The 26,347-nt window shown below is 65.2% G+C and carries 26 protein-coding genes; 17 read left to right on the top strand and 9 right to left on the bottom strand.

Annotation, left to right across the window (positions count from 1 at the left end; genetic code table 11):
- Window positions 1-9: 9 nt before the first annotated feature.
- The 5 genes from FNV92_RS33310 to FNV92_RS33290 all read left to right on the top strand — a co-directional run bounded on the left by FNV92_RS33310 (window position 10) and on the right by FNV92_RS33290 (window position 4,800).
- Window positions 10-768, top strand: a complete 759-nt coding sequence (locus tag FNV92_RS33310; RefSeq protein ID WP_143842906.1) for an ATP-binding cassette domain-containing protein — start codon at window positions 10-12, stop codon at window positions 766-768.
- The gene (locus FNV92_RS33305) at window positions 768-1,850 is read left to right on the top strand and encodes an ABC transporter permease (protein ID WP_168213439.1); all 1,083 of its coding nucleotides are present in this window, start codon (window positions 768-770) and stop codon (window positions 1,848-1,850) included. Before FNV92_RS33310 ends, FNV92_RS33305 begins: the two co-directional genes overlap by 1 nt.
- Window positions 1,851-1,943: 93 nt before the next feature.
- On the top strand, window positions 1,944-2,876 hold the full coding sequence (locus tag FNV92_RS33300) for a sugar-binding protein (protein WP_168213440.1): 933 nt from the start codon (window positions 1,944-1,946) through the stop codon (window positions 2,874-2,876).
- Between the two features lie 91 nt (window positions 2,877-2,967).
- Complete coding sequence (locus FNV92_RS33295; protein WP_143842909.1) at window positions 2,968-3,945, top strand: aldo/keto reductase; 978 nt, start codon at window positions 2,968-2,970, stop codon at window positions 3,943-3,945.
- A 3-nt stretch (window positions 3,946-3,948) separates the two neighbouring features.
- Window positions 3,949-4,800: an amidohydrolase family protein gene (locus FNV92_RS33290; protein ID WP_143842910.1), complete on the top strand. Its 852-nt coding sequence runs from the start codon at window positions 3,949-3,951 to the stop codon at window positions 4,798-4,800.
- 185 nt (window positions 4,801-4,985) lie between these two features.
- Here the strand turns inward: FNV92_RS33290 and FNV92_RS33285 are convergent, their stop codons facing one another.
- The 3 genes from FNV92_RS33285 to FNV92_RS33275 all read right to left on the bottom strand — a co-directional run bounded on the left by FNV92_RS33285 (window position 4,986) and on the right by FNV92_RS33275 (window position 7,614).
- The gene (locus FNV92_RS33285) at window positions 4,986-5,351 is read right to left on the bottom strand and encodes a nuclear transport factor 2 family protein (RefSeq protein ID WP_143842911.1); all 366 of its coding nucleotides are present in this window, start codon (window positions 5,349-5,351) and stop codon (window positions 4,986-4,988) included.
- A gap of 118 nt (window positions 5,352-5,469) precedes the next feature.
- A complete protein-coding gene (locus FNV92_RS33280) occupies window positions 5,470-5,820 on the bottom strand; it encodes a RidA family protein (RefSeq protein WP_015689125.1) in 351 nt (116 codons plus the stop codon).
- Window positions 5,821-5,955: 135 nt separating this feature from the next.
- Complete coding sequence (locus FNV92_RS33275) at window positions 5,956-7,614, bottom strand: FAD-binding dehydrogenase (RefSeq protein ID WP_143842912.1); 1,659 nt, start codon at window positions 7,612-7,614, stop codon at window positions 5,956-5,958.
- A gap of 265 nt (window positions 7,615-7,879) precedes the next feature.
- Here FNV92_RS33275 and FNV92_RS33270 point away from each other — a divergent pair, with 265 nt between their 5' ends.
- From FNV92_RS33270 to FNV92_RS33250, 5 genes are all read left to right on the top strand, one after another.
- Window positions 7,880-8,404 carry a Clp protease/crotonase-like domain-containing protein gene (locus FNV92_RS33270; protein WP_015689123.1) on the top strand — a complete coding sequence of 175 codons (525 nt, stop codon included), beginning with the start codon at window positions 7,880-7,882 and terminating at the stop codon, window positions 8,402-8,404.
- A 106-nt stretch (window positions 8,405-8,510) separates the two neighbouring features.
- A complete protein-coding gene (locus FNV92_RS33265) occupies window positions 8,511-8,705 on the top strand; it encodes a hypothetical protein (RefSeq protein ID WP_015689122.1) in 195 nt (64 codons plus the stop codon).
- Between the two features lie 24 nt (window positions 8,706-8,729).
- A complete protein-coding gene (locus FNV92_RS33260) occupies window positions 8,730-9,320 on the top strand; it encodes an SCO family protein (protein WP_143842914.1) in 591 nt (196 codons plus the stop codon).
- Window positions 9,321-9,412: 92 nt separating this feature from the next.
- Window positions 9,413-10,348: a transporter substrate-binding domain-containing protein gene (locus tag FNV92_RS33255; protein WP_143842915.1), complete on the top strand. Its 936-nt coding sequence runs from the start codon at window positions 9,413-9,415 to the stop codon at window positions 10,346-10,348.
- A 178-nt stretch (window positions 10,349-10,526) separates the two neighbouring features.
- Window positions 10,527-12,170 carry a lysine--tRNA ligase gene (locus tag FNV92_RS33250; RefSeq protein ID WP_143842916.1) on the top strand — a complete coding sequence of 548 codons (1,644 nt, stop codon included), beginning with the start codon at window positions 10,527-10,529 and terminating at the stop codon, window positions 12,168-12,170.
- Window positions 12,171-12,186: 16 nt separating this feature from the next.
- On the opposite strand, the gene FNV92_RS33245 is transcribed toward FNV92_RS33250, so the two are convergent.
- Entirely contained in the window at window positions 12,187-12,939 is a 753-nt protein-coding gene (locus FNV92_RS33245; RefSeq protein ID WP_143842917.1) for a carbonic anhydrase, read from the bottom strand.
- A 124-nt stretch (window positions 12,940-13,063) separates the two neighbouring features.
- The gene (locus FNV92_RS33240; RefSeq protein ID WP_143842918.1) at window positions 13,064-13,717 is read right to left on the bottom strand and encodes a S24 family peptidase; all 654 of its coding nucleotides are present in this window, start codon (window positions 13,715-13,717) and stop codon (window positions 13,064-13,066) included.
- Between the two features lie 181 nt (window positions 13,718-13,898).
- Between FNV92_RS33240 and FNV92_RS33235 the strand changes: the two genes are divergently transcribed.
- Window positions 13,899-14,243 (top strand): DUF952 domain-containing protein, encoded by a 345-nt coding sequence (locus tag FNV92_RS33235; protein ID WP_143842919.1) that lies wholly within the window; start codon window positions 13,899-13,901, stop codon window positions 14,241-14,243.
- The gene (locus FNV92_RS33230; protein WP_143842920.1) at window positions 14,240-15,337 is read left to right on the top strand and encodes a quinone-dependent dihydroorotate dehydrogenase; all 1,098 of its coding nucleotides are present in this window, start codon (window positions 14,240-14,242) and stop codon (window positions 15,335-15,337) included. Before FNV92_RS33235 ends, FNV92_RS33230 begins: the two co-directional genes overlap by 4 nt.
- A 129-nt stretch (window positions 15,338-15,466) precedes the next feature.
- Here the strand turns inward: FNV92_RS33230 and FNV92_RS33225 are convergent, their stop codons facing one another.
- The 4 genes from FNV92_RS33225 to FNV92_RS33210 all read right to left on the bottom strand — a co-directional run bounded on the left by FNV92_RS33225 (window position 15,467) and on the right by FNV92_RS33210 (window position 19,967).
- Window positions 15,467-16,831, bottom strand: coding sequence for an MATE family efflux transporter (locus FNV92_RS33225; RefSeq protein WP_143842921.1), 1,365 nt, complete (start codon window positions 16,829-16,831; stop codon window positions 15,467-15,469).
- 32 nt (window positions 16,832-16,863) lie between these two features.
- Window positions 16,864-17,169: a DUF6460 domain-containing protein gene (locus tag FNV92_RS33220; RefSeq protein ID WP_143842922.1), complete on the bottom strand. Its 306-nt coding sequence runs from the start codon at window positions 17,167-17,169 to the stop codon at window positions 16,864-16,866.
- A gap of 75 nt (window positions 17,170-17,244) precedes the next feature.
- Window positions 17,245-18,933 (bottom strand): ATP-dependent DNA ligase, encoded by a 1,689-nt coding sequence (locus tag FNV92_RS33215; protein WP_143842923.1) that lies wholly within the window; start codon window positions 18,931-18,933, stop codon window positions 17,245-17,247.
- On the bottom strand, window positions 18,930-19,967 hold the full coding sequence (locus FNV92_RS33210) for a ligase-associated DNA damage response exonuclease (protein ID WP_143842924.1): 1,038 nt from the start codon (window positions 19,965-19,967) through the stop codon (window positions 18,930-18,932). The genes FNV92_RS33215 and FNV92_RS33210 overlap by 4 nt, the downstream gene beginning before the upstream one ends.
- A 65-nt stretch (window positions 19,968-20,032) precedes the next feature.
- Between FNV92_RS33210 and FNV92_RS33205 the strand changes: the two genes are divergently transcribed.
- The 5 genes from FNV92_RS33205 to FNV92_RS33185 all read left to right on the top strand — a co-directional run bounded on the left by FNV92_RS33205 (window position 20,033) and on the right by FNV92_RS33185 (window position 26,343).
- Window positions 20,033-20,959 carry a class I SAM-dependent DNA methyltransferase gene (locus FNV92_RS33205; RefSeq protein WP_143842925.1) on the top strand — a complete coding sequence of 309 codons (927 nt, stop codon included), beginning with the start codon at window positions 20,033-20,035 and terminating at the stop codon, window positions 20,957-20,959.
- A gap of 117 nt (window positions 20,960-21,076) precedes the next feature.
- The gene (locus FNV92_RS33200; protein WP_143842926.1) at window positions 21,077-22,306 is read left to right on the top strand and encodes an ABC transporter substrate-binding protein; all 1,230 of its coding nucleotides are present in this window, start codon (window positions 21,077-21,079) and stop codon (window positions 22,304-22,306) included.
- Window positions 22,307-22,491: 185 nt separating this feature from the next.
- Complete coding sequence (locus FNV92_RS33195; RefSeq protein WP_143842927.1) at window positions 22,492-25,068, top strand: ligase-associated DNA damage response DEXH box helicase; 2,577 nt, start codon at window positions 22,492-22,494, stop codon at window positions 25,066-25,068.
- 53 nt (window positions 25,069-25,121) lie between these two features.
- A complete protein-coding gene (pdeM, locus tag FNV92_RS33190; protein ID WP_168213441.1) occupies window positions 25,122-25,793 on the top strand; it encodes a ligase-associated DNA damage response endonuclease PdeM in 672 nt (223 codons plus the stop codon).
- Between the two features lie 118 nt (window positions 25,794-25,911).
- Window positions 25,912-26,343 (top strand): hypothetical protein, encoded by a 432-nt coding sequence (locus FNV92_RS33185; protein ID WP_143842929.1) that lies wholly within the window; start codon window positions 25,912-25,914, stop codon window positions 26,341-26,343.
- Window positions 26,344-26,347 lie beyond the last annotated feature (4 nt).

Below are 26,347 nucleotides of genomic sequence, written 5' to 3'. Positions count from 1 at the left end.
AGACCGCTGATGACAAGTACTGAAACAACACCGGTCCTCGAACTCCAAGGCATCGGCAAGGAGTTCGGCGCGATCCGCGCGCTGCATGGCGTCGACATGCAGGTGTTGCCGGGCGAGGTGGTCGGGCTGATGGGCGACAACGGCGCGGGCAAGTCGACGCTGGTCAAGATCATCGCCGGCAATTTCCGCCCAACGCACGGCGAGGTCCGCTTTGCCGGCAGTGCGGTCCATTTCACCCGGCCCGTCGATGCCCGCGCGGTCGGCATCGAGGTGGTCTACCAAGACCTCGCACTGGCCGACAATCTGACCGCAGCCGGCAACGTCTTCCTCGGCCGCGAACTGAAGCGCAAATTCGGGCCGCTCGCTCTTCTCGACCACAAAGCAATGGCGGCGCGTGCGCTGGAATTGTTCGGCGAGCTGCGCTCGGAAACACGGCCTGACGATCTGGTCAAGCAGATGTCGGGCGGCCAGCGTCAGGCCGTGGCCATCGCGCGCACCCGGCTCTCCAATGCAAGGCTGGTGATGATGGACGAGCCGACGGCCGCGATCTCGGTCCGCCAGGTCGAGCAGGTGCTTGGCCTGATCCACCGACTGAAGGAGCAGGGCGTCGCGGTGATGCTGATCTCGCATCGCATGCCCGACGTGTTCGCGGTGTGTGACCGCGTCATCGTCATGCGCCGCGGCGAGAAGCGGGCAGACAAGCCGATCCACGAGACCAGCCCTGAGGAAGTCACTGCCCTCATCACCGGCGCGAAGGAGACGGCGTGATGGCCATGCCCCTGGAATCTCCGATCACCTTCTCGAACGTCGGCCGGATCAGATGGTGGCAGCGCGGCATCTTCGCGTCCCAGACCGGATATGTCCTGCTCGCGCTGGCGGTGCTGCTGGTGGTCATGCATTTCGCCAGTCCGTATTTCTTCACCGAAGGCAACATCCAGAACGTAGCGAAGAATTTCTCATTCATCGCCATCGCCACGCTCGGCGTCACCTTCGTGATCATCACCGGCGGCATCGATCTCTCGGTGGGCTCGATGATGTGCTTCTCGGCCATGATCACCTCGATGGTCATGACCGAGCTGTCGACGCCTGGAGGTCTTGGCGCCTCGCTCTTCGTGCATATGGCGGCCGACGGCAAGACCGTGCTCGCCAATGTCCCGGGCCTGATCCTGCTGATCTCGCTTCTCGCGGGACTCGGCGTTGCACTGGTCGCCGGCCTCGTCAACGGCTTTTGCATCGCCGTGCTGGGCCTGTCACCCTTCGTCACCACGCTCGGCATGCTCTCGATCGTGCGCGGGCTTGGCTATGTCGTGTCCAACGGACGCGGCAGTTTTCCGAGCGGCCCGGATGCCGATTATTTCTACGCGCTAACCTCGGGCGACGTGCTCGGCGTGCCCGTGCCATTCATTTATCTCGTGATCCTCGCGCTGGCGATGGCGGTGGTGCTGCACCACACCGCGTTTGGCCGTCACGTGTTCGCGCTCGGCGGCAACGAGAAGGCGGCCGAACTCACGGGCATCCCGGTCGTCCGGGTGAAGATCGAGGTCTATGTGACCTGCGCGCTCGCAGCAGGCCTTCAGGGCATCATCATCTCCGGCTGGCTTGGGTCGGCGCCGGCCAACATGGCGACCTCATATGAGCTCAACGTGATCGCGGCGGCCGTGATCGGCGGGGCCAACCTTGCCGGCGGTATCGGTGGCCCGTTAGGGGCCATCGTCGGCTGCGTGCTGCTGGAGGTGATCCGCAACGGTCTCGTGCTGGCGCAGGTCTCCTCCTACTGGCAGCAGACGCTGGTGGGCGTGATCATCATCCTGGCCGTGCTGGTCGACCGCATCCGCTCGCGGATGGTCTGAAATGACGTCGTTCGGGAGGGCAACGAAAATGCCGCCTGTCCGCTTCCCGGACGATTTTGAGAGGATGGGCGCCAAACAAGGGTGGAGGAGACCATGAGGAAACTTCTTGTTGCCGGCATCGCCGTCGCGCTGATGGCAACGCCGGCGCTTGCCGCGAACTACCGTTTCGTCATCGTGCCCAAGGCGATGAACAATCCGTTCTTCGACTTCGCGCGCGATGGCTGCCAGAAGCGCGCCAAGGAGCTCGGCAATATCGAGTGCATCTACAAGGGGCCGGTCGAGCACGAGCCCGCGACACAGGCGCAGATCATCCAGGACTTCATCACCCAGAAGGTCGACGGCCTCGCCATCTCGGTCGCCGACGTCGCGGCCATGTCCAAGTCGATCGAGGCGGCGACCGCTGCCGGCATCCCCGTCATCACCTTCGATGCCGATGCACCCGGCTCCAAGCGCATCGCCTATATCGGCACCAACAACAAGGAATTCGGCGTTGCGCTCGGCAAGCAATTGCTAAAACTCCGGCCCGATGGCGGCAAGTACGCGATGGTCTCGGGCGGTCCAGGTGCCAAGAACCTGGCTGAGCGCGTCGACGGCGTCCGCGAGGCGCTGAAGGGATCGAAATGGACCGAGGTCGCGGGGTCTCCGACGTTCTGCAACGACGATCCCGCGCTGGCGGTCCAGCAGATGACCGACGTGCGGACTTCGACGCCCGACCTCGCCGCGATCGTTCCCATCGGCGGCTGGCCGATGTTCGCCCCCGAGGGTTTCAAGGCCTTTGCCTCGAGGTCGAAGAAGGACATCGATTCCGGCAAGTTCACGCTCGTCGTCGCGGATACGCTGAAGATGCAGCTCGAGCTGCTGCGCGACGGCTATGCCAATGCGCTGGTCGGCCAGCGTCCGTTCGAGATGGGCGAGAAAGCGATGGACACGCTGCTCGCCATCAAGAAAGGCGAGAAGGTGCCGGAGATCGTCTATACCGGTCTCGATCTCGTCACCAAGGACAACGTCGCGCAGATGTTGAAGTAGGAGCGCCGCCAGCCCCGCGCTCCTGCGTGCCTCTCCCGCTTGCGGTCTCCGCGGGCGGGAGAGATGATTTGGGCTGTTGGAAGGATTTGGAATGAAACGATCGCGGCTCGGCACCCTCGACGTCACCTCAATCGGCCTCGGTTCCGCTCCGCTAGGCGGATTGTTCAGACCCGTCAGCGATGCCGATGCGTACGCCACTCTCGAACGCGGCTGGTCGGCCGGCATCCGCTTCTACGACACCGCGCCGCTCTACGGCTTCGGCTTGGCCGAACGGCGGTTGGGGACTTTCCTGCGGCAGCAGCCGCGCGATTCCTATGTCATCTCGACCAAGGTCGGCCGCCTGCTGCGCGCGCCCGATGGCGCTGCCGCCGAGGACGACTTCTACAAGAGCGGACAGCGCGAGCGGCCGGTGTTCGATTTCAGTTATGACGGCGTGATGCGCTCGGTCGAGGAGAGCCTTGCCCGGCTCGGGCTCGACCGTGTCGACGTCCTGCTGGTGCACGATCCCGACGATCACTATGACGACGCAATTGCCGGCGCCTTCCGCGCGCTGCAGCGCTTGCGCGATGACGGCACGGTCAAGGCGATCGGCGCCGGCATGAACCAGTCGGAGATGCCAGTCCGGTTTGCCGAGGCCGTGCCGGTCGACTGCTTCCTGCTCGCCGGCCGCTACACGCTGCTCGACCAGGGCGCGCTGAATGCGCTGTTTCCGGTCTGCACGGCGAAGCACATCGGCATCCTGCTCGGCGGCATCTACAACAGCGGCATCCTGGCCAATCCGCGCACGAGCGCGAAGTTCAACTATCAGGACGCCGATGCGGCGCTGATCGCGCGGGCACTCGAACTGGATGAGCTCTGCCGCAAGCACGGCACCGAGCTGAAGGCCGCCGCGCTCCAATTTGGTATGGCCCATCCGGCGGTCACCGTCGCCGTGATGGGCGCGCGCAACGCTGCCGAAATCGCCGACAACATCGCGATGTCGCAGGCGACGATCCCGCAAGCCTTCTGGCAGGAATTGCGCGCGCGAAACCTGGTCGACGCACGCGCTCCGCTGCCGGGCGGGGCGTGAGCCATGATCATCGATGGCCACCAGCATTTCTGGGATCCGACGCGCGCCGACTATCCCTGGATGGATGCGCCCGAGCTGGCGCCGATCCGCCGCGCCTTCGGTCCCGCCGATCTCGCGCCGCTGCTGGAAGCGAACGGCATCGACGCCAGCGTCGTGGTGCAGTGCCGCTCCGCGCTGGAGGAGACAGAAGAATTCCTGCGCATCGCGCATGCGATGCCCTCCGTCGTCGGCGTGGTCGGCTGGGTCGATCTGACGGACCCCGGGCTCGGCGACACGCTCGACCGGCTGTGCGCTGCGCCGGGCGGGGACAAGCTCGTCGGCATCCGCCACCAGATTCACGACGAGCCCGATCCTGACTGGCTGCTCCGCGCCGACGTCCAGCGTGGCCTCACCGCCTTGTTCGCCCGCGATCTCGCCTATGATTTCCTCGTCCGCACCCGTGAGCTACCGGCGGCGATCGCAACCGCAAAGGCGTTTTCGAAGGCGCGCTTCGTGCTCGACCACGCCGCCAAACCGCCGATCGCGTCCGGCGGAAGCGCCGAATGGGCCGATCGCATCAAGGCGCTCGCCGCTTGCGGCAATGTCTGGTGCAAGATCTCGGGGCTCGCGACGGAAGCGAAATGGAACGACTGGGATGCAGAACGGCTGTTTCCGTTCGTCCAGCATGCCGCGACATGTTTCGGTGAGGATCGTTTGATCTTCGGCTCCGACTGGCCGGTGTGTTTGCTGGCGGGCAGCTATGGCGAAATCAAGGGCGCGCTAGAAGCGTGCCTGATGAAGCTCGGTCCGGGTGTGCACGAGAAGGCATTCGGGGTGAATACGAAGGCTGCGTATCGGTTGGCAACAGCCAGATAAGCGCCGGATTTTTGCTTACCCTCCCCTGGAGGGGGAGGGTCGATCGCGCGCAGCGCGAGCGGGGTGGGGTGATCTCTCCACACGGGCACTGTTCGTCGCGGAGAGACCGTCACCCCACCCAGTCTCACATTGCGCTACGCTTCATGTGAGCCGACCCTCCCCCTCCAGGGAGGGTAAGAGCGCGCTCACGCCCCAGCGGGTACTTGATCCAGAAATCCGGTGATGCTCCTGATGCGTCCGTCCTTCAGCACGGCGAAATCCGTGCCCTTGATCGGGCTGTCGACACCGTCGGGACCGAGACCCCAACTGAAGCGCACATGGTCGCCGTAGCCGTTGGGCTCGCCGATCAGCTTGAACCTGAAGTCGGGAAAACGCTGCTGGACGCCCGCGACCAGCGCGTCGATACCGTCCGGGCCGTCGCCCTTCATCAGGGGATCGACATAGCTCGCATCCGCGGTCCAGGCCTCGCTGAGCAACTCGCGGCGTCGGCCGGCTGCACGCTCGTTCCAGAGCTCGATGTAGCGGTGGGCGATGGTGATGGGGTCGGTCATGGCCTGCTCCTTCGATGGCGCCGTGATGTTCGGCTGGCCGTCACTATCGAAGGTTCACGCGCGCCGATCGATTACCTCGGAGGTTATCAGCGCGCGTGAATTTATCTTGGCGCGAAGATTACTTCGCCGCGGTGACCATGATCTCGACGGTGTACTGCGCCGCGGCCAGCTTGGCTTCGACGGTGGCACGGGCCGGGGTGTTGCCGGGCGAGACCCAGGCGTCCCACACCGCGTTCATCTCGCCGAAGGTCTTCATGTCGGTGATGTAGATCGTGGCGGAGAGCAGCTTCGACTTGTCGGTGCCGGCCTTGGCGAGATGGCTGTCGATGGTCGCCAGGATGTCCTGGGTCTGCTTCGTCACGCTTTCGCCGGCCGCCTTGTTGGCGACGACGCCGGCGAGATAGACGGTGTTGCCGTGCACGACGGCCTGGCTCATGCGCGGGCCGGTCTCGAAACGCTGAATGCTCATTTGGGATCTCCTGGTGGAATGGCGGCCCTGTCTAGCCCAGTGCCCCGCGCTCTGCCACCCCGGGTACGCATGCGTGCCCGGGCATGCATGCGTCGCTTACTGAAATCGGCTGGAGCGGCCACATTGCCGCACGCATCACCCTACAGCTTTCGCCGCCGCGCGGCCCGCATTGCGGCCCGAGAACAGGCAGCCGCCGAGGAAGGTGCCTTCCAGCGAGCGATAGCCGTGCACGCCGCCGCCGCCGAAGCCCGCGGCTTCGCCAACCGCATAGAGGCCGGGAATGACGCTGCCCTCGCTGCCGAAGACGCGCGAGTCGAGATCGGTCTCGAAGCCGCCCAGCGTCTTGCGGGTGAGGATGTTGAGCTTGACCGCGATCAGCGGTCCCCGCGCGGGATCGAGGATGCGGTGCGGCGCGGCGGTGCGGATCAGCTTGTCGCCGATATAGCGCCGCGCATTGTGGATGTTCATCACCTGCGCATCCTTGACGTAGGGGTTGGCGATCTCGCGGTCGCGCGCCTCGATCTGCATCCTGATGTGCTCGAGCTTGAGGAGGTCGCTGCCGGCGAGCTTGTTCATCTCCGCGACGAGATCCTCCAGCCTGTCGCGCACGATGAAGTCGACACCATGGCTCTTGAAGGCCTCCACCGGCGCCGGCGCGCCCTTGTTGGTGGCGCGGCGCAATGTCATGCGCCAGCTCTTGCCGGTCAGATCAGGGTTCTGCTCCGATCCCGACAGTGCAAATTCCTTCTTGATGATGCTCTGGGTGAGGATGAACCAGGAGTATTCGTAGCCGGTGGACATGATGTACTGGAGCTGGCCGAGCGTGTCGGAGCCCGGGAACAGCGGCGCCGGCAATCGCGTGCCCGTGGCGTCGAACCACATCGAGGATGGGCCTGGCAGGATGCGGATGCCGTGGCGCGGCCAGATCGGATTCCAGTTCTGGATGCCCTCGACATAATGCCACATGCGGTCGCGGTTGATCAGCCGTGCGCCTGATTTTTCGGTGATGCCGATCATGCGGCCGTCGACATGCTCGGGCACGCCGGAGATCATGAACTTGGGCGGCTCGCCGAGCCGCTTCGGCCAGTTTTGACGCACCAGCTCGTGATTGCCGCCGATGCCGCCGGACGCCACGATCACCGCCTGCGCCTTCAGCGCAAATTCGCCGACGGAATTGCGCGAAGAGCTTTTGCCGCGCTCGATCGTGTCGGGCGCGAGGACGGCGCCGCTGACGCCGTCCACCGTGCCATTGGTGATGGAGAGGGCATCGACCCGATGGCGGAACTTGAAGGTGAGGCGCCCGCTCTTCACGGCCTCGCGCGCACGGCGCTCGAACGGCTCGACGATGCCGGGCCCGGTTCCCCAGGTGACGTGGAAACGCGGTACCGAGTTGCCGTGGCCCATCGCGTCATAGCCGCCGCGCTCGGCCCAGCCGACCACGGGGAAGATGCGATGGCCCATCGCGCGCAGCCAGTCGCGCTTCTCGCCTGCCGCGAAAGCCACATAGGCCTCGGCCCATTGGCGCGGCCAGAAATCATCGTCGCGGTCGAAGCCGGCGGTGCCGAGCCAGTCCTGCATCGCAAGCTCGACCGAGTCCTTGATGCCGAGCCGGCGCTGCTCCGGCGAATTGACCAGGAATAAGCCGCCGAACGACCAGAAGGCCTGGCCGCCCAGCGACTGCTCGCCCTCCTGGTCGAGGACGACGACGCGCTTGCCCGCATCCGCGATTTCGGTCGCGGCCACCAGTCCAGACAGGCCTGCACCGACGACGATGACATCAGTCTCTTCAGCCATGCGTCTCCCCCTTCATGGTTCCCCTGTAGTTGCACGGGATTGAAGCCAGCGGTTGCAGCCGAGATCAAGCGCTTGTCGCGTAAGACATCGTTAACTTGTTCCACTTTGAGACCGAGACGGGCCTGAAGTGCAGCGCGGGCGCAACACTGGATTTGAATTTGTTTTGAACGAGACGGCGTGCCTAGACAAAACCCCGGTTACGACCGACGCTAGCTGCGCATCACCACCTGACACGCGGATTCGAATTCGACTGGGGCGGGGGACAATGAAGGTTCTGACGGGGTTGCTCGCGGCGGTTCTCCTGATCGTGGGCATGGGGACTTCTCACGCGGTGGTTCGGATCGCGGATGACCGCGGCGGCCGGATCGGAACCTACGTCGACAAGTACCAGGACCTGCGTCAGTCCGGTGACACCGTCATCATCGACGGACTCTGCGCCTCGGCCTGCACCATCGTCCTCGGCGCCATCCCGCACGACCGCATCTGTGTGACCTCGCACGCGACGCTGGGCTTCCACGCCGCCTGGGACTTCGGCACCAACGGCCGCGCCGTCACCAACACCGAGGCGACGCAGATGCTCTATGCGATGTATCCGTCGCAGGTGAAACGGTGGATCAACCAGCGCGGCGGCCTCACCCCGCATATGCTGTTCCTGAAGGGCAAGCAGCTCCAGGCCATGTACAAGCCCTGCTACCTGGACGCGCAGGCTTCCACCAGCAGGCCCGCCTCGCCACGACCTTCACCGAAGACGGAAGAGCTGGAGTCCGCTCGGGGCCAGCTGCTTCGCTGAGACTGTCAGCATGACGTGATCCTTGGTCCGCCCGTGGCGCTTGCCCGCGGGCGGGCTGAAGCCTATTTGAAGGGCAGGAACCGCGGCCTTCGCCCCGATAATTGTCATGGCTCAACCACTGCACCCCACCCATCCGGTACAGGACAATTCGCCCACTGCCGGCCGGCTTCCGCTCGTGCTGCTGTCAGCTGGCGCCGGAGTCGGCGGGCTGGTCGTGCTCGGCGCACTGGCGCTGTGGTTCCACTATGGCAGCCAGGTGTTCTTCGAAATGATCAGGACCGGCTTTGCCGCCTGCTTCTGACCCGCGACAGGAAGTTTTCCGCTCATGAGTTCAGCCGCCCGTCCGCTGGTGATCGCGACCGCCTTCGCCGCAAGCCTCATCGTCGGGCTGCTGCTCGTGTTCTGGGCCATGGGCGGGGTCAGCAAAGTGGCGCAGCCGGCCGCGATCGGGGGGCCGTTCCAGCTCACCGACCAGCACGGCAAAGCCGTCACCGACAAGAACCTGAAGGGCAAGCCGACCCTGATCTTCTTCGGCTACACCCATTGCCCCGACGTGTGCCCGACCTCGCTGTTCGAGATCTCGGAAGTGCTGCGCGCGATGGGCAAGGACGCCGACAAGGTCAATGCCGTCTTCATCTCGGTCGATCCCGAGCGCGATACACCCGCGACGATGAAGGACTATCTGTCGAGCTTCGACCCGCATCTCGAAGGCCTTAGCGGCGATCCCGAGGCGATCGCCAACGTCATTAAGTCCTACCGGGTCTACGCCAAGAAGGTCCCGACCAAGGACGGCGACTACACCATGGACCACACCGCGCTGATCTATCTAATGGATCGCGACGGCCGGTTCGTCTCGCCGTTCAACCTGAAGCGGACGCCGGAAGAGGCGGCGGCGGACCTGAAGCGGTATCTCTAGGCTCCACCCTTAGCCGCAATCGGCACTCGCGTTCCCGGGCGGATGGTCTATAACGCCCTCCGATCCCAACGAAATTCGTTCATTTCCCGCCGATGGCCCCGTCGCGACAGGCAAGATCGTCAAAAACCGTGCGCCGTGTCCTGCTTGGCATGGCGGCCGGCGTTTGCCTGCTTTCGGGCCTGACGGCCGCCGAGGCCCAGGCTCCGGCCAAGCAGCCTCCAGCGGCCCCCCAGGCCGCAACACAGGTCGCTCCCCAGGCTGCACCGCAGGCCGTGCCCGGATTCTGGGACCCGCGGCGGCGGCCGGAGCGGCCGGACCTGTCACGCCTGACCGTGATCCGCTTCCTGACCGAGACCGACTATCCGCCGTTCAACTACACCGGCGCGGACGGCAACCCCGCCGGCTTCAATGTCGACCTGGCCCGCGCGCTGTGCGATGAGATCAAGGTCACCTGCACGGTGCAGATGCGCCGCTTCGAGACGCTGGTCGATGCACTCTCCTCCAACCGCGGCGATGCCATCATCGCCTCGATGGCGGTGAGCCCGCAGCTGCGCGCCCGCGTCGACTTCACCGATCCCTATTACCGCGTGCCGGCGCGCTTCGCCTCGCGCAAGGACGCGGTGATGCCGGAGATCCGGCCCGAATATCTCGAAGGCAAGAAGGTCGGGGTGATCGCCGGCTCCGCGCATGAGGCCTATCTGAAGGCGATGTTCACCGACGCCGAGCTGCACGGCTATCCCAACGACGACGCGCTCCGGAGCGCCTTGCGCAAGGGCGAGGTCGATTTCATCTTCGGTGATGCCATCTCGCTGGCGTTCTGGATCAACGGCACCGATTCCGGCGATTGCTGCGCCTTCTCCGGCGGCCCGTTCGTCGAGAGCCGCTTCTTCGGCGAAGGCATCGGCATCGCCGTCCGCAAGGGCAACGACGTGCTGCGCCAGGCCCTGAACTGGGCCCTGTTCCGCGTCTGGGAAAAAGGCCGCTACACCGATCTGTGGCTGCGGTATTTTTCGGTGAGCCCGTTTTAGTTTCGCTGCTTCCTCACGGTCATTGCGAGGAGCGCAGCGACGAAGCAATCCAGACTGTTTCCGCGGAAAGATTCTGGATTGCTTCGCTTCGCTCGCAATGACGGCTGAGGCGGCTGCTTCGCCCCACAAAATTGCATTTGGCCCGGAAATCGCTATTTTCCGCGGCCCGGAGGCCCTGATGTCCGTTATCGATCTTGCCGCTAGCCCGAGCGACCTGCGTGCGCTCGCCGAACAATCCAACGCCTGGCCGTTCGAGCAGGCGAAGGCCATTGTCGCGCGGCTGAAGAAGAGCCCCAAGGACGAGGTGCTGTTCGAGACCGGCTACGGCCCGTCCGGCCTGCCGCATATCGGCACGTTCGGCGAGGTCGCGCGCACCTCGATGGTGCGCCACGCCTTCCGCGTGCTGACTGAAGACAAGATCAAGACGCGCCTGCTCGCCTTCTCCGACGACATGGACGGGTTTCGGAAAGTGCCCGACAACGTCCCCAACAAGGAGATGCTGGCCGCGCATCTCGGCAAGCCGCTGACGCGCGTGCCGGATCCGTTCTCCAACGAGTACCCGTCGTTCGGCGCGCACAACAACGCGCGTCTGCGCGCCTTCCTCGACCATTTCGGCTTCGACTACGAGTTCGCCAGCTCGACCGACTATTATACGTCCGGCCGCTTCGACGCGACGCTGCTGAAGATGCTAGCTGCCTACGACAAGGTGATGGCGATCATCCTGCCGACGCTCGGCCCGGATCGCCGCGCGACCTATTCGCCGTTCCTGCCCATCAGCAAGACCACGGGTGTCGTGCTGCAGGTGCCGATGATCCGCCGCGACGTCGCGGCGGGCACCGTGACGTATGTCGATCCTGACACCAACCAGGAAGTTGAAACTCCCGTCACCGGCGGAAATGTAAAATGCCAGTGGAAGGCCGACTGGGCGATGCGCTGGGTTGCGCTCGGCGTCGACTACGAGATGGCCGGCAAGGATCTGATCGACTCCGTGAAGCTGTCCGGTGCGATCGCCAGGGCGCTCGGCGGCACCCCGCCCGAAGGCTTCAACTACGAGCTCTTCCTCGACGAGAAGGGCCAGAAGATCTCGAAGTCGAAGGGCAATGGCCTCACCATCGACGAATGGCTGCGCTACGCCTCGCCGGAATCGCTGTCGCTGTTCATGTATCGCGAGCCGAAGGCGGCCAAGCGGCTGTATTTCGACGTCATCCCGCGCAACGTCGACGACTACCAGCAGTTCATCGACGGCTTCGCCAAGCAGGACGGCAAGCAGCAGCTCGGCAATCCGGTCTGGCACGTCCACAGCGGCCATCCGCCGAAGGGCGATATGCCCGTCACCTTCCAGCTCCTGCTCACGCTGGTGTCGTCGTCGAATGCGGAGAATGCCGAGACGCTATGGGGCTTCATCGGCCGCTACCGTCCCGGCGTAAGCCCGCAGACGCATCCAAAGCTCGATGCGATGGTCGGCTACGCCATCAACTATTACCGCGACTTCGTCGCGCCGACGAAGCAGTTCCGCGAACCGACCGAGGTCGAGCGCGCCGCGTTGCAGGATCTGCGCGACGCGCTGTCGCAGTTGCCGCAGGATGCAACGCCGGAAGACATCCAGAACGTGGTCTACGAGATCGGCCGCCGCGAGCCGTTCCTCGACCAGGTCAAGAAGGGCAAGGACGGCCGGCCGGGCGTGACGCTCGACTGGTTCAATATGCTCTACCAGGTGCTGCTCGGCCAGGAGAAGGGGCCGCGTTTCGGCTCCTTCGTGGCGGTGTACGGCATCCAGAACGCAGTGAACATGATCGACGGCGCGCTGGCGCGGAGCGCGTAGGATCTGCTGCCGCCGCTCAGATCGAGCGCAGCACGTAGCGCCGGTTGTCCTTCTGCACCGGGCGGGCGTTCATCGGATAGAGTTTTGCGAACGCCGCGACGTCGGCCGCCGACACCTGGACCGGGGTGGTCAGCAGCAGCCATTCGACGACTTCGGAGCAGGGCGGCGTGGTCAGCGAGCCGGGATAGCGGAAATAGCTGAGCTTCGTGGGCAGCATAGCGTGGGGATCGATGCTCGGATCGGCTTTCACCGCGGGCCCTTCGGCCGCCGGCATGGTCTTGACGATCTTGCCGAAGGCGGCGTTCGGCCTGCCCTCGGCCATCAGTACGCCGACCACCGCGAGACCGCCTGCATCGTTGCGATGGACGAAATGCGCCTCCATCGGAAAATTCTTGCCGCCGATCTGGTGCTCGCTCGGGCGGTGGAAGTGCACCTGGAGCAACTTGTACTTGACGTCGCCGAGCGTGAGCGTGCTGCCTTCGGCGAAGTTGAGTTGGATGGTATGCCCGTTGTTGACGATGGTGTCGGCGCTCTTGCCCCAGTTCACCTTCAGCGCGGGCAATTGCGATTTGACCGTCGCTTCGATGTCGATCGGCGATTGCTGCAGGCCGACCGCGCAGGCCTTGTTGGCTGCATCGAGATCGCCCCATTTGGCCGGGGCGCCGGCGCCCTCATAGCTCCAATGCGCGCCTTCGGCGGCGAAGCTCGGCTTGCACACCGGACAGAGCGCGAGACCCGCTAAAGCCTTCAATGCATGACGGCGATTCATCATATTCCCCCTGCGAAAAATTCGATCGGCAATGCGTGGGGAACCTAAGCGAGAGCAGCGCTGAGTCGCAAGTCGCCGGGGAGAGATGCGTCGCGGCCGGTGTCATGATCCGGTCGCGGTGCAATCACTGGCTTGCCCACAAGATGCGCGCGATCCAGCCGACGTCGTTCGCCGCGATTGTGCGCTCGGACTGCGCCGCTTCGAGCGGCTGCAATTCCAGCGACCGGGCCGTGCGTCGCTTCAACGTCGCGATCGTGACTTCGCCCGCTTTGGTCTTCACCACCACGCGATCCCCTTTGCGGATCGGCGCGCGGGGCGAGACCAGGATGATGTCGCCGCTGCGATACACCGGCGCGAGCGCGTCGCCGGAGATCTCCATCGCAAAGATGTGGCTGTCCTCGTCGGTGGGAAGCGCGGTCTCGGTCCAGCCCTTGCCGGAGGGATGGCCTTGCTCGTCGAAGGCGCCGCTCGCGCCGGCCAGCGCAAAATCGAGCAGCGGCAGCGAACGGCCGTCGCCTGGATCGTCGCCGACCAGTCTGGCAAAGGTATCGAGCGAGTCGCCGGTCGCCGCCAGCGCCTTGGCGATCGATTCGGTGGAGGGCCAGCGCTCGCGGCCGTCGGCGGTGACGCGCTTGGACCTGTTGAAGGTGGTGGGGTCGAGCCCGGCGCGCCTGGCAAGACCGGACGGCGACAGGCCGGCGCGCTCCGCCAGCCGATCCAGCGCGACCCAGATCTGGTCGTGAGAGAGTATCCTCTGCGCTTTGGCCTGCCTGACCATGAAAGGTCCAGCCCGTAGCAACTCAGGAAAACTGTCCTCAAATCAACCGGTTTTCCGTTTCCCGTGCAAGGGGCGGCTCTAACTCTTGAGTTCAGGGGGAGCCGCCTTTACGGTCGCGCCCGGGTTTCAAGACCCGCAAGAGACCGAAAAAACCCGGGAAATTCAAAGGGCTCCGCAAGCGGTGGTCAAGATCTACAAAATCTGTCCGGCCTCGGCCTGGCGCGAGGCGGAACGGCAGGGTGTTTACCTCGGCAGCGAGGACGATTCGCGCGACGGTTTCATCCACTTCTCGACCGCCGCTCAGGTTCCAGAGACCTTGCGCAAGCATTATTTCGGCCAGCGGGCGCTGTTCCTGGTCGAGGTCGACGGCGATGCGCTTGGCGGCGAATTGCGCTGGGAGCGCTCGCGCAACGAGGAGCTGTTTCCGCATCTCTATGGCGAGCTCGATCTCGGCGCGGTGCTCTCGGTGATAAACCTCAACATGCGCTCCGATGGCGGCCACGACATTCCGGAGCTTCTGCCGTGATCCGCGCCTTCGACGCTTTTTCGCTTCCGGTGCTGCGCTGGCTCGATCCGGAGGATGCGCATCGCCTCGCGATCCAGGGCCTGCGCTTCCTGCCGCCGGGCAAGCCGCGCGCCGGCGATCCCAAGCTCGCGGTGCGCGCCTTCGGGCTCAACTTCCCCAATCCAATCGGCATGGCCGCGGGTTTCGACAAGAGCGCGGAGGTGCCGGACGCGCTGCTGCGACTCGGCTTCGGTTTCGTCGAGATCGGTTCGGTGACGCCGAAGCCGCAGGCCGGCAATCCGCGGCCGCGGCTGTTTCGCCTCGAGCGCGACGAGGCCGTCATCAACCGCATGGGCTTCAACAATGACGGCGCCGAAGTGGTGCTGCGCCGGCTTGCCGCGCGCGCGCAGCACGGCGGCATCGTCGGCGTCAATGTCGGCGCCAACAAGGATTCAGCCGATCGTGTCGCCGACTACGTCAAGCTGATCGAGACCTTTGCGCCGGTGGCGAGCTACTTCACCGTCAACGTCTCCTCGCCGAACACGCCGGGCCTGCGCAATCTGCAGGAAGGCGCGCTGCTCGACGATCTCCTCGGGCGCGTGATCGACGCACGCGAGCGGGTGCGCCAGAAGGCCGGCGACACGCCGGTGCTGCTCAAGATCGCGCCGGATCTGAGCCTCGCCCAGCTCGACGACGTCGTGCAGGTGGCGCGCTCGCGCCGGGTCGACGGCATGATCGTCTCCAACACGACCATCGCGCGGCCGAGCACGCTGCGCGAGGACACGCGCGCCAAGGAGCAGGGCGGCCTGTCCGGCCGGCCGCTGTTCCGCCTGTCGACGCGCATGGTTGCCGAGACCTATGTGCGCGTCGAGGGCGCATTCCCCTTGATCGGCGTCGGCGGCGTCGATTCCGGTGGCGCCGCGCTGACGAAGATCCGTGCGGGCGCGAGCCTGATCCAGCTCTATTCGTCGCTGGTCTACAAGGGCCTTGGTCTCGTCGACGAGATCAAGCGCGACCTGACCTCGACGCTGCTGCGGACAGGGCGGGATTCGCTGTCGGAGATCGTCGGCGCGGATGCGGCGACGCTGACTGCGGAAGACTGGCCGGGGATGTGAGTCTTCCTTCGCCTCTCCCCGCTTGCGGGGAGAGGCCGGAATTTGCGAGAGCAAATTCCGGGTGAAGGGGACTCTCCACGAATCCCACTCTCACCGTCCTCGCGGAGACTCCCCCTCATCCCGACCTTCTCAGAGCGAGCTCTGCTCGTCTCGCCCTCGCAAGCGGGGCGAAGGAGAAGAGAACGTTGCCCGATACAGCGCCGGGTACCGCGCGCCCTGCAAGCCGCCGCGCGCGACGTAGGACGCGATCAACGCCCACCACAGCCCGGCATTGCCGAACGATTGCAACGCCCACCAGGTGACAAGGAAGATTGCAAGCGCGGCCAGCATCAGATTGCGCATCTCGCGCGCCCAGGTCGCGCCGATATAGATGCCATCGAAGCCGAAGGCGAAAACGCCGGGTAGGGGCGCGAACACGACGAACGGCAGGAACTCGCGCGCAGCTCGCCTGACGGCTTCGCTCGCCGTCATGAAATCGATCAGGGCCGGCCCGAACAGGGCGAACAGCACCGCGACCACCAGCGCGAAGCCGAGTCCCCATAGCAGCACCAGCCGGGTCGAATCCGCAAAGCCCCTGGCATCGCGCGCGCCATAGGTGCGGCCGCAGAGCTGCTGGGCCGCATTCGCAAGTCCGTCGAGGAAGAAGGCGCTGACCAGCAGGAAATTGTTGAGCACGGAGTTTGCGGCCAGCGTGACGTCGCCGGCGCGGGCTCCCTTGGCGGTGAAGAACAGGAAGACGGCGATCAGCGCCGCGGTGCGGATCAAGATGTCGGAGTTCACCGACAGCAGCCGCATCAGCTTGTCCCGGTCGAACAGTGTCGCGCGAGGAATGGCAAGCCCGCCATCCGCAAAGTGCCGGCACACGATCATACCGAGCATGAAACCGACCGTCTCCGACAGCAGCGCGGCGACTGCCGCGCCCGCGATGCCGGTGTCGTAGACCAGCACCAGCAGAATCGTCGCCACCATGTTGACGAGGTTGATGGCGACCTGGAGCAACAGCGCCGGATTGGCGCGGGCCTGGCCGATCAGCCAGCCGAGTATGACGTAGTTGGCGAGGGCGAGTGGCGCCGACCAGATCCGGATCATGAAATAGGACTTGGCGGCGCGCGTGACGCCTTCGCTGCCGCCCATCAGGTCGAACAGCGCGGCGGCGAGCGGCATTTGCAACGCGATCAACGCCGCGCCGATCAGGCCGGCGACGATAAAGCCGCGCATCAGGATCGCGGTCAGCTCGCGGGTCTCGCCGGCGCCCAGCGCCTGCGCGGTGAAGGCGAGCGTGCTCATGCGCAGGAAGCCGAACAGCCAGAACAGGCAGTCGAAGATCACCGACGCCATCGCGACGCCGCCGAGCAGCGCGGCATCGTCCAGCCTTCCGATCGCGGTGGTCGAGACCACGCCGATCAGCGGCGTGGTCAGGTTCGCGACCATCGCGGGACCGGCGATGGCGAAGACCTGGCGTGAGCCGACCCTGGGATGAGCGGGCGCGTGCATCAGTGCGTTGACCGACCCGTCGCCCGGTCGGCCTACCGGCCGCGCGGTGCGCCGAACACGCGCATCAGCAGCCAGACCGGGATCACGATGACGGCGCCGAGCAGGAAGTAGCGCCACAGCCAGTTCACCGTGTCGAAGCCGAGATCCCACAGGCGCTGGAACAGCAGGCGGATGCTGGTGAGGATGTTCCAGGGATCGAAGCCGATCGCGGCGAGCACGACGCCGACCAGGATCGAGAGCAGGACCAGGCGAAACGCGACCGCCAGCGGCGAGCCGCCGAGAAAGCGGTTCAGCCCATCGCTGCGGCCGGCCGGCAAATCTCTGACGTCTTGGACCATCTCAAAAAACTCCTCGCGGGGATCTGACCCCATTATAGGTCACGGCGGGGCACATGGGGAACCGGTATTCCCTCGTCAATGGTTGTCGGCGGATGCCGCAACCTTAATTGTTGGCAGGGATTCGTCCGTCTTCAGCATTTTTTCCAGCGTTTCCAGCCGGTCCGCCTCGCGCGGGGGCTTGTCCCAGCGCAGGCGGCTGATGCGGGGAAAGCGCATGGCGACGCCGGATTTGTGCCGCGGTGAGCGCTGAAGGCCCTCGAAGGCGACCTCCAGCACCAGCCCCTTGTCGCCTTCATGCACGACATGGCGGACGGGGCCGAACTTTTCGGTGGTGTTGCGGCGGACGAAGCGGTCGATCTGCAACAACTCCTCGTCGGTGAAGCCGAAATAGGCCTTGCCAACCGGCACCAGCTCCTCGCCGACCTCCGTCTCGGTCCAGACACCGAAGGTGTAATCGGAATAATAGGACGAGCGCTTGCCGTGGCCGCGCTGCGCATACATCAGGACGGCATCGATGATGTGCGGATCGCGCTTCCACTTCCACCATTGCCCCTTCGGCCGCCCGGGCAGGTACGGCGCATCACGCCGTTTCAGCATCACGCCCTCGACCGCGTCGGCATCCTCGCCCGCGCCTGCACTCGCAGGATCGGCCCGCGCGGCAGTCAATGCGTCCCAGCTCGTGAAGGGGACGGTGGGCGACAGATCAATGCGGGGATCCCCAAGCTTCGCGACGAACGTCTCCAGCCGTTCGCGCCGCCCCGCGAAAGACAGCTCGCGCAGATCGTTCTCGTCGTCGCCGAGCAGATCGTAGGCGCGCAGGTGAATCGGAAACTCCTTGATCAGCTTCGGCGAGACGAGCTTGCGGTTGAGCCGCTGCTGCAGCACGTTGAAGCTCTGCACGCGGCCTTCGCGCAGGATCAGCAGCTCGCCGTCGATCGCGCCTGGCAGCCGCAGCGAGGGCACGAGGTCCGGAAAGCTTCCCGTGATGTCCTCGCCGGTGCGCGAATAGAGCCGCGCCGTGATTTGGCCGCGCTCGTCGCGGCCAGCCACAGCCTGCACCCGGATGCCGTCCCATTTCCATTCGGCGATGTAGTCGGCGGGATCGAGGTTCTGGAAGTCTGCATCTTCGATTGCATGCGCCAGCATCACGGGGCGGAACGGCGCGGGATCGAGATTGACCGGCTTGTCGCCGCGGCCTTCGAGCCAGGCGAACAGGTCGAGATAGGGGGCGCTGAGGCCCGGCCAGATCAGCTCGACCTCGTGCGGATCCTTGCCGCCGAGCGCTGCGGCTGCAGTCTTCGCCAGCCGCGCGGAGATGCCGATGCGCAAGCTCCCGGTGACGAGTTTCAGCAATGCCCAGCGGCCGGTCTCGTCGAGCTCGTCGAGCCAGCGCTCCAGTTGTTTCGGCAGCTCGGTCTTGCCGAGCGTGCGCAGCGTGGTGACGACCTCGGTGAGGGTGGGGGGGGGTGGATTGTTGTGCGCAGCCAGCGCCGCCTTCGGCCACATCAACGCTACCGTCTCCGAGAGATCGCCGACGTAGTCGTAGCTCAGTCCAAACAGCACCGGATCAGTGCGCGATGCGATCAGGTCGCGGATCAGCGCCGGCTTGGCGTGCTTGAAGCTGAGCGCGCCTGTGAGCGCCGCCAGCGCGTAGCCGCGGTCGGGATCGCCGGTCTCGCGAAAATAGCTGGTGATCAACCGCAGCTTGTTGTTGCGGCCGGGCTCGTAGGCGAGGCGGTCGAGCAGTTCGGCGAAGCGGTTCATGCCTCGGCCTCGTCGGCAAGCGGCGTCTCGCTTTCCTCTTCGTCGCCATAGCCGACGAGATCGAGCGGCTGCGCCCGCAGGCCCTGCGACTGACACCAATGCACCAGCGCGTCTTCCTGCCCGTGCGTCACCCAGATTTCGCCGGCGCCGGTCGCGGCGATGGTGGCGGTGAGGCCGTCCCAGTCGGCATGATCAGAGATCACCAGCGGCAGCTCGATGCCGCGCTGCCGGGCGCGGGCGCGCACGCGCATCCAGCCCGACGCGAACGCGGTGACGGGATCGGGAAAGCGGCGCGTCCAGACGTCCGACGTCGCCGACGGCGGCGCCAGCGTGATGGTGCCGGCAAGCGCCGCCTTCTTCACGCCCATCACCGGCCGGAGCTCACCGAGATCGATCCCCCGGCTCTCGTAGTAATGCGTGATCTTCTCCATCGCGCCATGCAGGTAGATTGGCGCGTCATAGCCGGCCTGCCGCAGCAGCTTGATCACACGCTGCGCCTTGCCGAGCGAATAGGCGCCGACGAGATGCGCGCGCTCGGGAAACAGCGCGACGGAGGCGAGCAGCTTCTCGACCTCGTCGGAGGCATCGCCGTGCCGGAACACCGGCAGCCCAAAGGTGGCCTCGGTGATGAAGACGTCGCAGGGCACCAGCTCGAACGGCGTGCAGGTCGGGTCGGGTGCATCCTTGTAGTCGCCGGAGGCAACGATGCAGGTGTCCTTGCAGGTCACCGCGATCTGCGCCGAGCCCAGCACATGACCGGCTGGATGAAATTTCACCCTGACATCGCCGAGCCGGATCTCCTCGCTGTAACCGATCGCCTGCGTCGATCCGGCAAAGTTCTCGCCGTAGCGCAGACGCATCATGTCCAGCGTTTCCTGCGTCGCCAGCACCGCGCCATGGCCGGCGCGGGCATGGTCGGAATGGCCGTGGGTGATCACGGCCCGTTCGACCGGGCGGACAGGGTCGATATGGAAGCCGCCGGGCTTGCAGCACAGGCCGGCAGCAGCTGGCAACAGGATGTCTTGCGGACGCATGCCTGTTATATAGGTTGCGACCCCGCGTCTTCGAGTCATTCGCCCGCTTCGCTTCCTGGTTCCCAATGCCCCTGCGCCTGTTCCACTCCTCCGGCGATCTCATGGCCGACCGTCGTTTCGAGTTCGCGCGCGACCTCCAGCTCAAGGGCGATCTGCCCGCCGCCGCCGACCTCATAGAGCAGGCCATCGAGCTCGCGCCGAATTTTACCTCGGCCTGGTTCACGCTCGGCGAAATCCGCGCCCAGCTTGGCGAGCGCGACAAGGCGATCGCGGCATTTCGAAAATCGCGCGAGGCCGATCCCGACGACAAGCATGGCGCCCATTTGCATCTGATACGGCTCGGCGACGAGCAATTGTCCGAGATGCCCAAGGCCTATGTGCAGGCCCTGTTCGATCAATATGCGCCGCGCTTCGAGCATGTCCTGGTCAACGATCTCGGCTACCGCGCGCCGTCGCTGATCTTCAAGGCGGTGGTGGCCGCCCGCGTCGCTGCGAAGAAGCCCGCTTTGTTCAAGCGCGCCATCGATCTCGGCTGCGGCACGGGGCTCGCGGCCGCCGCCTTCGCCAAGCAGGTCGATCAATTCACCGGCATCGATCTGTCGCCCGGCATGATCAAGCAGGCACGTGCCACCGGTCTTTATGCCGAGCTCGAAGTCGCCGACATGATCGAAGGCCTGCGCAGCAAGGACGATGGATGCGTGAACCTCGTCGTCGCCGCGGATGCCTTCGTCTATCTCTCCGATCTCGCGCCGGTGCTGAGTGAAGCACAGCGAGTCCTCGCATCCGGTGGCGTGCTCGCCTTCACGCTGGAGACGCATGATGGCAACGGCATCGTTCTTGGCGAAGGCCTGCGCTATGCCCATTCGGCGGAATATGCACGCGATGCGATTGCGATGGCCGGCCTCAAGCTGTTGACATTGGAGCCGGCCTCGCCGCGCGTCGAGAACAACGAGCCGGTCAAGGGTCTCGTTGTCGTCGTCGAGAAAACTTGAGTCTAGGCGCTAAACCCTCTGCAATTTGAGCGTCATTGCGTCGCAAAGCGACGACTTCCCACTTGCGAGCGGAGCTGCGATGCCAGCACAATGCGCGCACTAGGGAGAAACAAAACAATGACGAAGAATCCATCGCGGCGCGATTTCAGCGCTGGCGCGCTCGCAACCATCGCAGCATCCACATTGCCCGCGCCTTACGTCTGGGCCGCCGAGAAGAAATACGATGCGGGTGCCAGCGACACCGAGATCAAGATCGGGCAGACCGTGCCGCATTCCGGTCCCGGCTCGCTCTATGGCGTGCTTGGCCGCATCGGTGAGGCCTATTTCCAGATGCTGAACGAGAAGGGCGGCATCAACGGACGCAAGGTCAAGTTCCTCACCATGGACGACGCCTACAGCGCGCCGAAATGCGTCGAGGCGACACGGCGTCTCGTCGAGCAGGAAGAGGTGCTCGCGCTCTACGGCTCGCTCGGCACCGCGCCGCAAACCTCCGTGCACAAATACCTGAACTCCAAGGGCGTGCCGCAGCTGCTGCTCAACACCGGCGCGTCGAAGTGGAACAACCCGAAAGAGTTCAAATGGACCATGGCGGGCCTGCCGCTCTATCCGACCGAGGCGCGCATCCTGGCGCGGCACGTCGTGAGCGTGAAGCCGAACGCCAAGATCGGCATCCTCTATCAGAACGACGATTTCGGCCGCGACTTCCTCGGGCCCTTCAAGAAGGTCCTGGAAGACGCCGGTGGTACCGCGAAGGTGATCATGGAGCAGACCTATGATCTCACCGAGCCGACCGTCGATTCCCAGCTCATCAACCTCTCGAAGTCGGGTGCCGATGTCTTCTACAACATCACCACCGGCAAGGCGACGTCGCAGTCGATCCGCAAGGTCGTCGAGCTTGGCTGGAAGCCGCTGCAACTCTTGTCGGCAGGCTCCACCGGCCGCTCGATCCTCAACGCCGCGGGTCTCGAAAACGCCACCGGCATCGTCGCCATCCGCTACAACAAGGAAGTCGGCCTGCCCAAATGGGAGAAGGACCCCGACGTGATGGCGTTCGAGGAGCTGCGCAAGAAGTACACGCCGGCGATCGATCAGGACAACACGATCGCGTTCGCCGGCTACGGCCAGGCTGTGACCATGGGCGAGATCCTGCGCCGCTGCGGCGACGATCTCACCCGCGCCAACGTGCTGAAGCAGGCGTCGAACCTCAACGGCTTCCACTCGCCCTACTTCCTCGACGGCGTGAACTACAGCTACACGCCCGACGACTACACGCCGATGAAGACCCTCTTTATCTCCACCTTCACCGGCAAGGACTGGGACATCTCCGACAAGCCGATGTCGGAGTGATGTTCTCCCTCTCCCCGCTTGCGGGGAGAGGGTTGGGGTGAGGGGGAGCCTCCGCGGGGACGGCGGCAGTTGGACTCGCGGAGGCCCCCCTCACCCGTCGCTTCGCGCCGGCCTCTCCCCGCAAGCGGGGCGAGGCGAAGCCAGCCCCCTCGACGAACCCTGCCTCACGGCTTACCTGTGATGCCGTGCCGCCCCGCATCCGCAAAATCCCGGCCGAGCCGGCCACGCTGCTGCCCGACCGCTTCCAGGCGTGGTTTGCGGCCCGCGGCTGGTCGCCGCGCGCGCACCAATTGGCGCTGCTGGAAAAGTCGCGCGAGGATCGTTCCGCACTTCTGATTGCGCCGACTGGCGCCGGCAAGACGCTGGCGGGATTTCTGCCGACGCTGGTGGAGCTGAGTTCCGTCCCCCCCGCCGCGTTGAAGTCCGTGATCTCCACCGGCCGCAACGTCCAGCGCAGCGGCGGCCTCCACACCCTCTACATCTCGCCGCTGAAGGCGCTCGCCGTCGACATCGCCCGCAATCTGGAGCGGCCAGTCGCCGAAATGGGACTGCCGATCAAGATCGAGACCCGCACGGGTGACACGCCGACGTCGCGACGCCAGCGCCAACGGCGCTATCCGCCCGATATCCTGCTGACGACGCCCGAGCAGCTTGCACTCTTGCTCTCTTCCGATGACGCCCCGTTCCTGTTCTCCTCGCTCAAGCGCATCGTGCTCGACGAGCTGCACGCGCTGGTGACCTCCAAGCGCGGCGATCTGCTGTCGCTCGGGCTGGCGCGGCTGTGGCGGCATGCGCCGCAGATGCGCGCGATCGGTCTGTCGGCAACGGTGGCCGAGCCGGAATCGCTGGCGCGCTTCCTGGTGCCGCAACCGAAGGACAAGGCGGAATCGGCCGATATCGTCATCGCCGGCGGCGCCGCGCCGCCACTGGTCGAGATGCTCGACACGCGCGAGCGGCTGCCCTGGGCCGGCCACAGTGCACGCCACGCGCTCCCCGAAATCTACCAGCTGATCAAGCAGAACAAGACCACGCTCGTCTTCGTCAACACCCGCAGCCAGGCCGAGATGCTGTTCCAGAATCTCTGGAGCATGAACGACGACAATCTCGCCATCGCGCTGCATCACGGTTCGCTCGACGTCGCCCAGCGCCGCAAGGTCGAAGACGCGATGTCAGCCGGCAGACTGCGCGGCGTGGTCTGTACCTCCTCGCTCGACCTCGGCGTCGACTGGGGTGATGTCGATCTCGTCGTCAATATCGGCGCCCCCAAGGGCTCCTCGCGCCTGATGCAGCGGATCGGTCGCGCCAATCACCGCCTCGACGAAGCCTCGCGCGCGGTGCTGGTGCCGGCGAACCGTTTCGAGGTGCTTGAATGCCGTGTCGCGATCGATGCGATTGCCGAGAATGCACAGGATACGCCACCTCTGCGCACCGGCGCTCTCGACGTGCTGGCCCAGCACGTGCTGGGCTGCGCCTGCGGCGAGCCATTTCTCGCGGACGAGCTCTACGACGAGGTGCGCACCGCAGCGCCCTACGCTGATCTGACGCGCCAGGATTTCGACGATGTCGTCGATTTCGTCGCCTCCGGCGGCTACGCGCTGAAGACCTATGAGCGCTTCGCCCGCATCAAGCAGGACAAGCAGGGCCGCTGGCGCGTCGCCAATCCAAAGGTGCGGCAGAGCTACCGCATGAATGTCGGCACCATCGTCGAGGACGACATGTTGAAGGTGCGGCTGGTGCGCTCGCGCGGCGGCGGCCAGGGAAAGGCAGGCGGCTCGACAGGGGTGATCGCGCGCGGCGGCAGGTTGCTCGGCGAGATCGAGGAGGCCTTCATCGAGGGCTTGAGCCCGGGCGACACCTTCGTGTTCAGCGGCGAGGTCGTGCGCTACGAAACTCTGGTCGAGGATCAGGTCTACGTTTCGCGCGCGCATGACAAGGATCCGAAGGTGCCGTCCTATATGGGCGGCAAGTTCCCGCTCTCGACCTATCTCGCCGAGCGGGTGCGCCGGCTGCTGGATGACAGCCGTGCGTGGAACGGCTTGCCGGAGCAGGTGCGCGACTGGCTGTCGCTGCAAAAGGATGTGTCGCGCGTGCCGGCGGTGCGCGAGCTGCTGGTCGAAAGCTTTCCGCGCGCGGACAAGCATTACATCGTCTGCTACCCCTTCGAGGGACGCCTCGCACACCAGACACTCGGCATGCTCTTGACGCGCCGGCTGGAGCGAGCCCGCGCGCGGCCGCTCGGCTTCGTCGCCAACGAATATGCGGTGGCGATCTGGGCGCTCGGCGACATGTCATTCATGATCCGGAACGGCAAGCTCGACCTCAACGCGCTGTTCGACCCTGACATGCTCGGCGACGACCTCGAGGCATGGCTCGCCGAGTCCGCGCTGATGAAGCGGACGTTTCGCAATTGCGCGATCATCTCCGGCCTGATTGCCCGCCGCCATACCGGCGAAGAAAAAAGCCGCCGCCAGGTGCTGTTCTCGACCGATCTCGTCTACGACGTCCTTCGCAAGCACCAGGCTGATCATGTGCTGCTCCGTGCCGCGCGCGCCGATGCGGCCACAGGCCTGCTCGATCTGCGCCGTCTCAGCGACATGCTCACCCGCATCCAGGGCCGCATCACCCACCGGGAACTCGATCGTGTCTCCCCGCTCGCCGTCCCCGTGATGCTGGAAATCGGCCGCGAGTCAGTCTATGGCGAAGCTGCAGACGAGCTCCTGGCGGAAGCCGCCGACGAGCTGGTCAAAGAGGCGATGGGATAACGGCAGGATAGGACGTGACGGTAAGCGCGCTGGTTTCAGGGGATGATGAGGACATGCGCGTTTCGAAGGTCACAGTCAGCGACGTGACGTTCGCGGCCGATCTCTCCGGCGCATTGTTCTGGGAAGAGCAGCGCCTGCTCGTGGTTTCCGATCTGCATCTGGAGAAAGGCTCCAGTTTCGCCATGCGCGGCGTGCTGCTGCCGCCTTACGATACGTTGGCAACGCTGGGTCGTCTCGCTGCCGCCATCTCCCGCCACAACCCGCGCACCGTCGTCGCGCTCGGCGACAGCTTTCACGACCGCACCGCGCATGAGCGGCTGTCAGCGGATGATCGCGACGCCGTCGCCGCGCTACAGACCGGCCGCGACTGGATCTGGATCTCGGGCAATCACGATCCCGAACTGCCGCGCGATCTCGGCGGCACCGTCGCCGACGAAGTCGCGATCGGTCCCATTACGTTTCGCCACGAGCCGACCGGCGCGCACGGCGAGATCGCCGGCCATCTGCACCCCAAAGCCCGTGTCTCCGCGCGGGGACGGTCGATGGAGCGCCGGTGCTTTGCTTCCGATGGGATGCGCGCCGTGATGCCGGCTTTCGGCGCTTATGCCGGCGGCCTCAGCATCCGCGATGCGGCCTTCGCAAGAATCTTCCCGAAGAACGGCTTCGTTGCTCATCTGCTCGGCGACCGCCGAGTCCACGCCATTGCGGCGTCGCGCTGCTATTGAGATTTTGGCAACGCTTCGGAACAAATTAAGAACACTTTAGCAAGTCTTTGATATATCATTGTGATTCGGCGCGTTGCCGACACAATATCTAGCGTCTGTCAGACTTTGCGAGGACTACATGTCCACCATTGCCTTCGATCAATTCGCGCTCACCAGGATCGCCGATTTTGCGCGTTCGCTGTCGCGGCTGCACCAGGCGGCGCGGCGCTACGCGGTCGATGACGACCAGTTCGACCGCGAGTTCAACGCGGTGTGCCAGTCGATCTGGGGCTACACCATCGACGATGTCAGCGACGATCTGTTCTCGCCCGCCGACCATCTGTTCCTCGACGCGCTCGACGAAGCGCAGGCGCGCATATTCGCGGCCGAGCAGGGTTATGACCTCGTCGACGATCAGGGCATGCTGACCGACTGGTGGGGCTTCTGCTGGATGATCCTGGCCGAAAAGCGTGGCCTGCTGACGGCGGACAACCGCGCCGCCGCCCGCGCGGCGATCGAGGAGAAATACCTGGCGGCACCGAATGTGATCGGGGTGATCATCGGGAGATAGTGCC

The sequence above is a fragment of the Bradyrhizobium cosmicum genome (genome assembly GCF_007290395.2).
GTDB lineage: Bacteria > Pseudomonadota > Alphaproteobacteria > Rhizobiales > Xanthobacteraceae > Bradyrhizobium > Bradyrhizobium cosmicum.
This window is presented reverse-complemented; position numbering and strand designations above follow the sequence as displayed.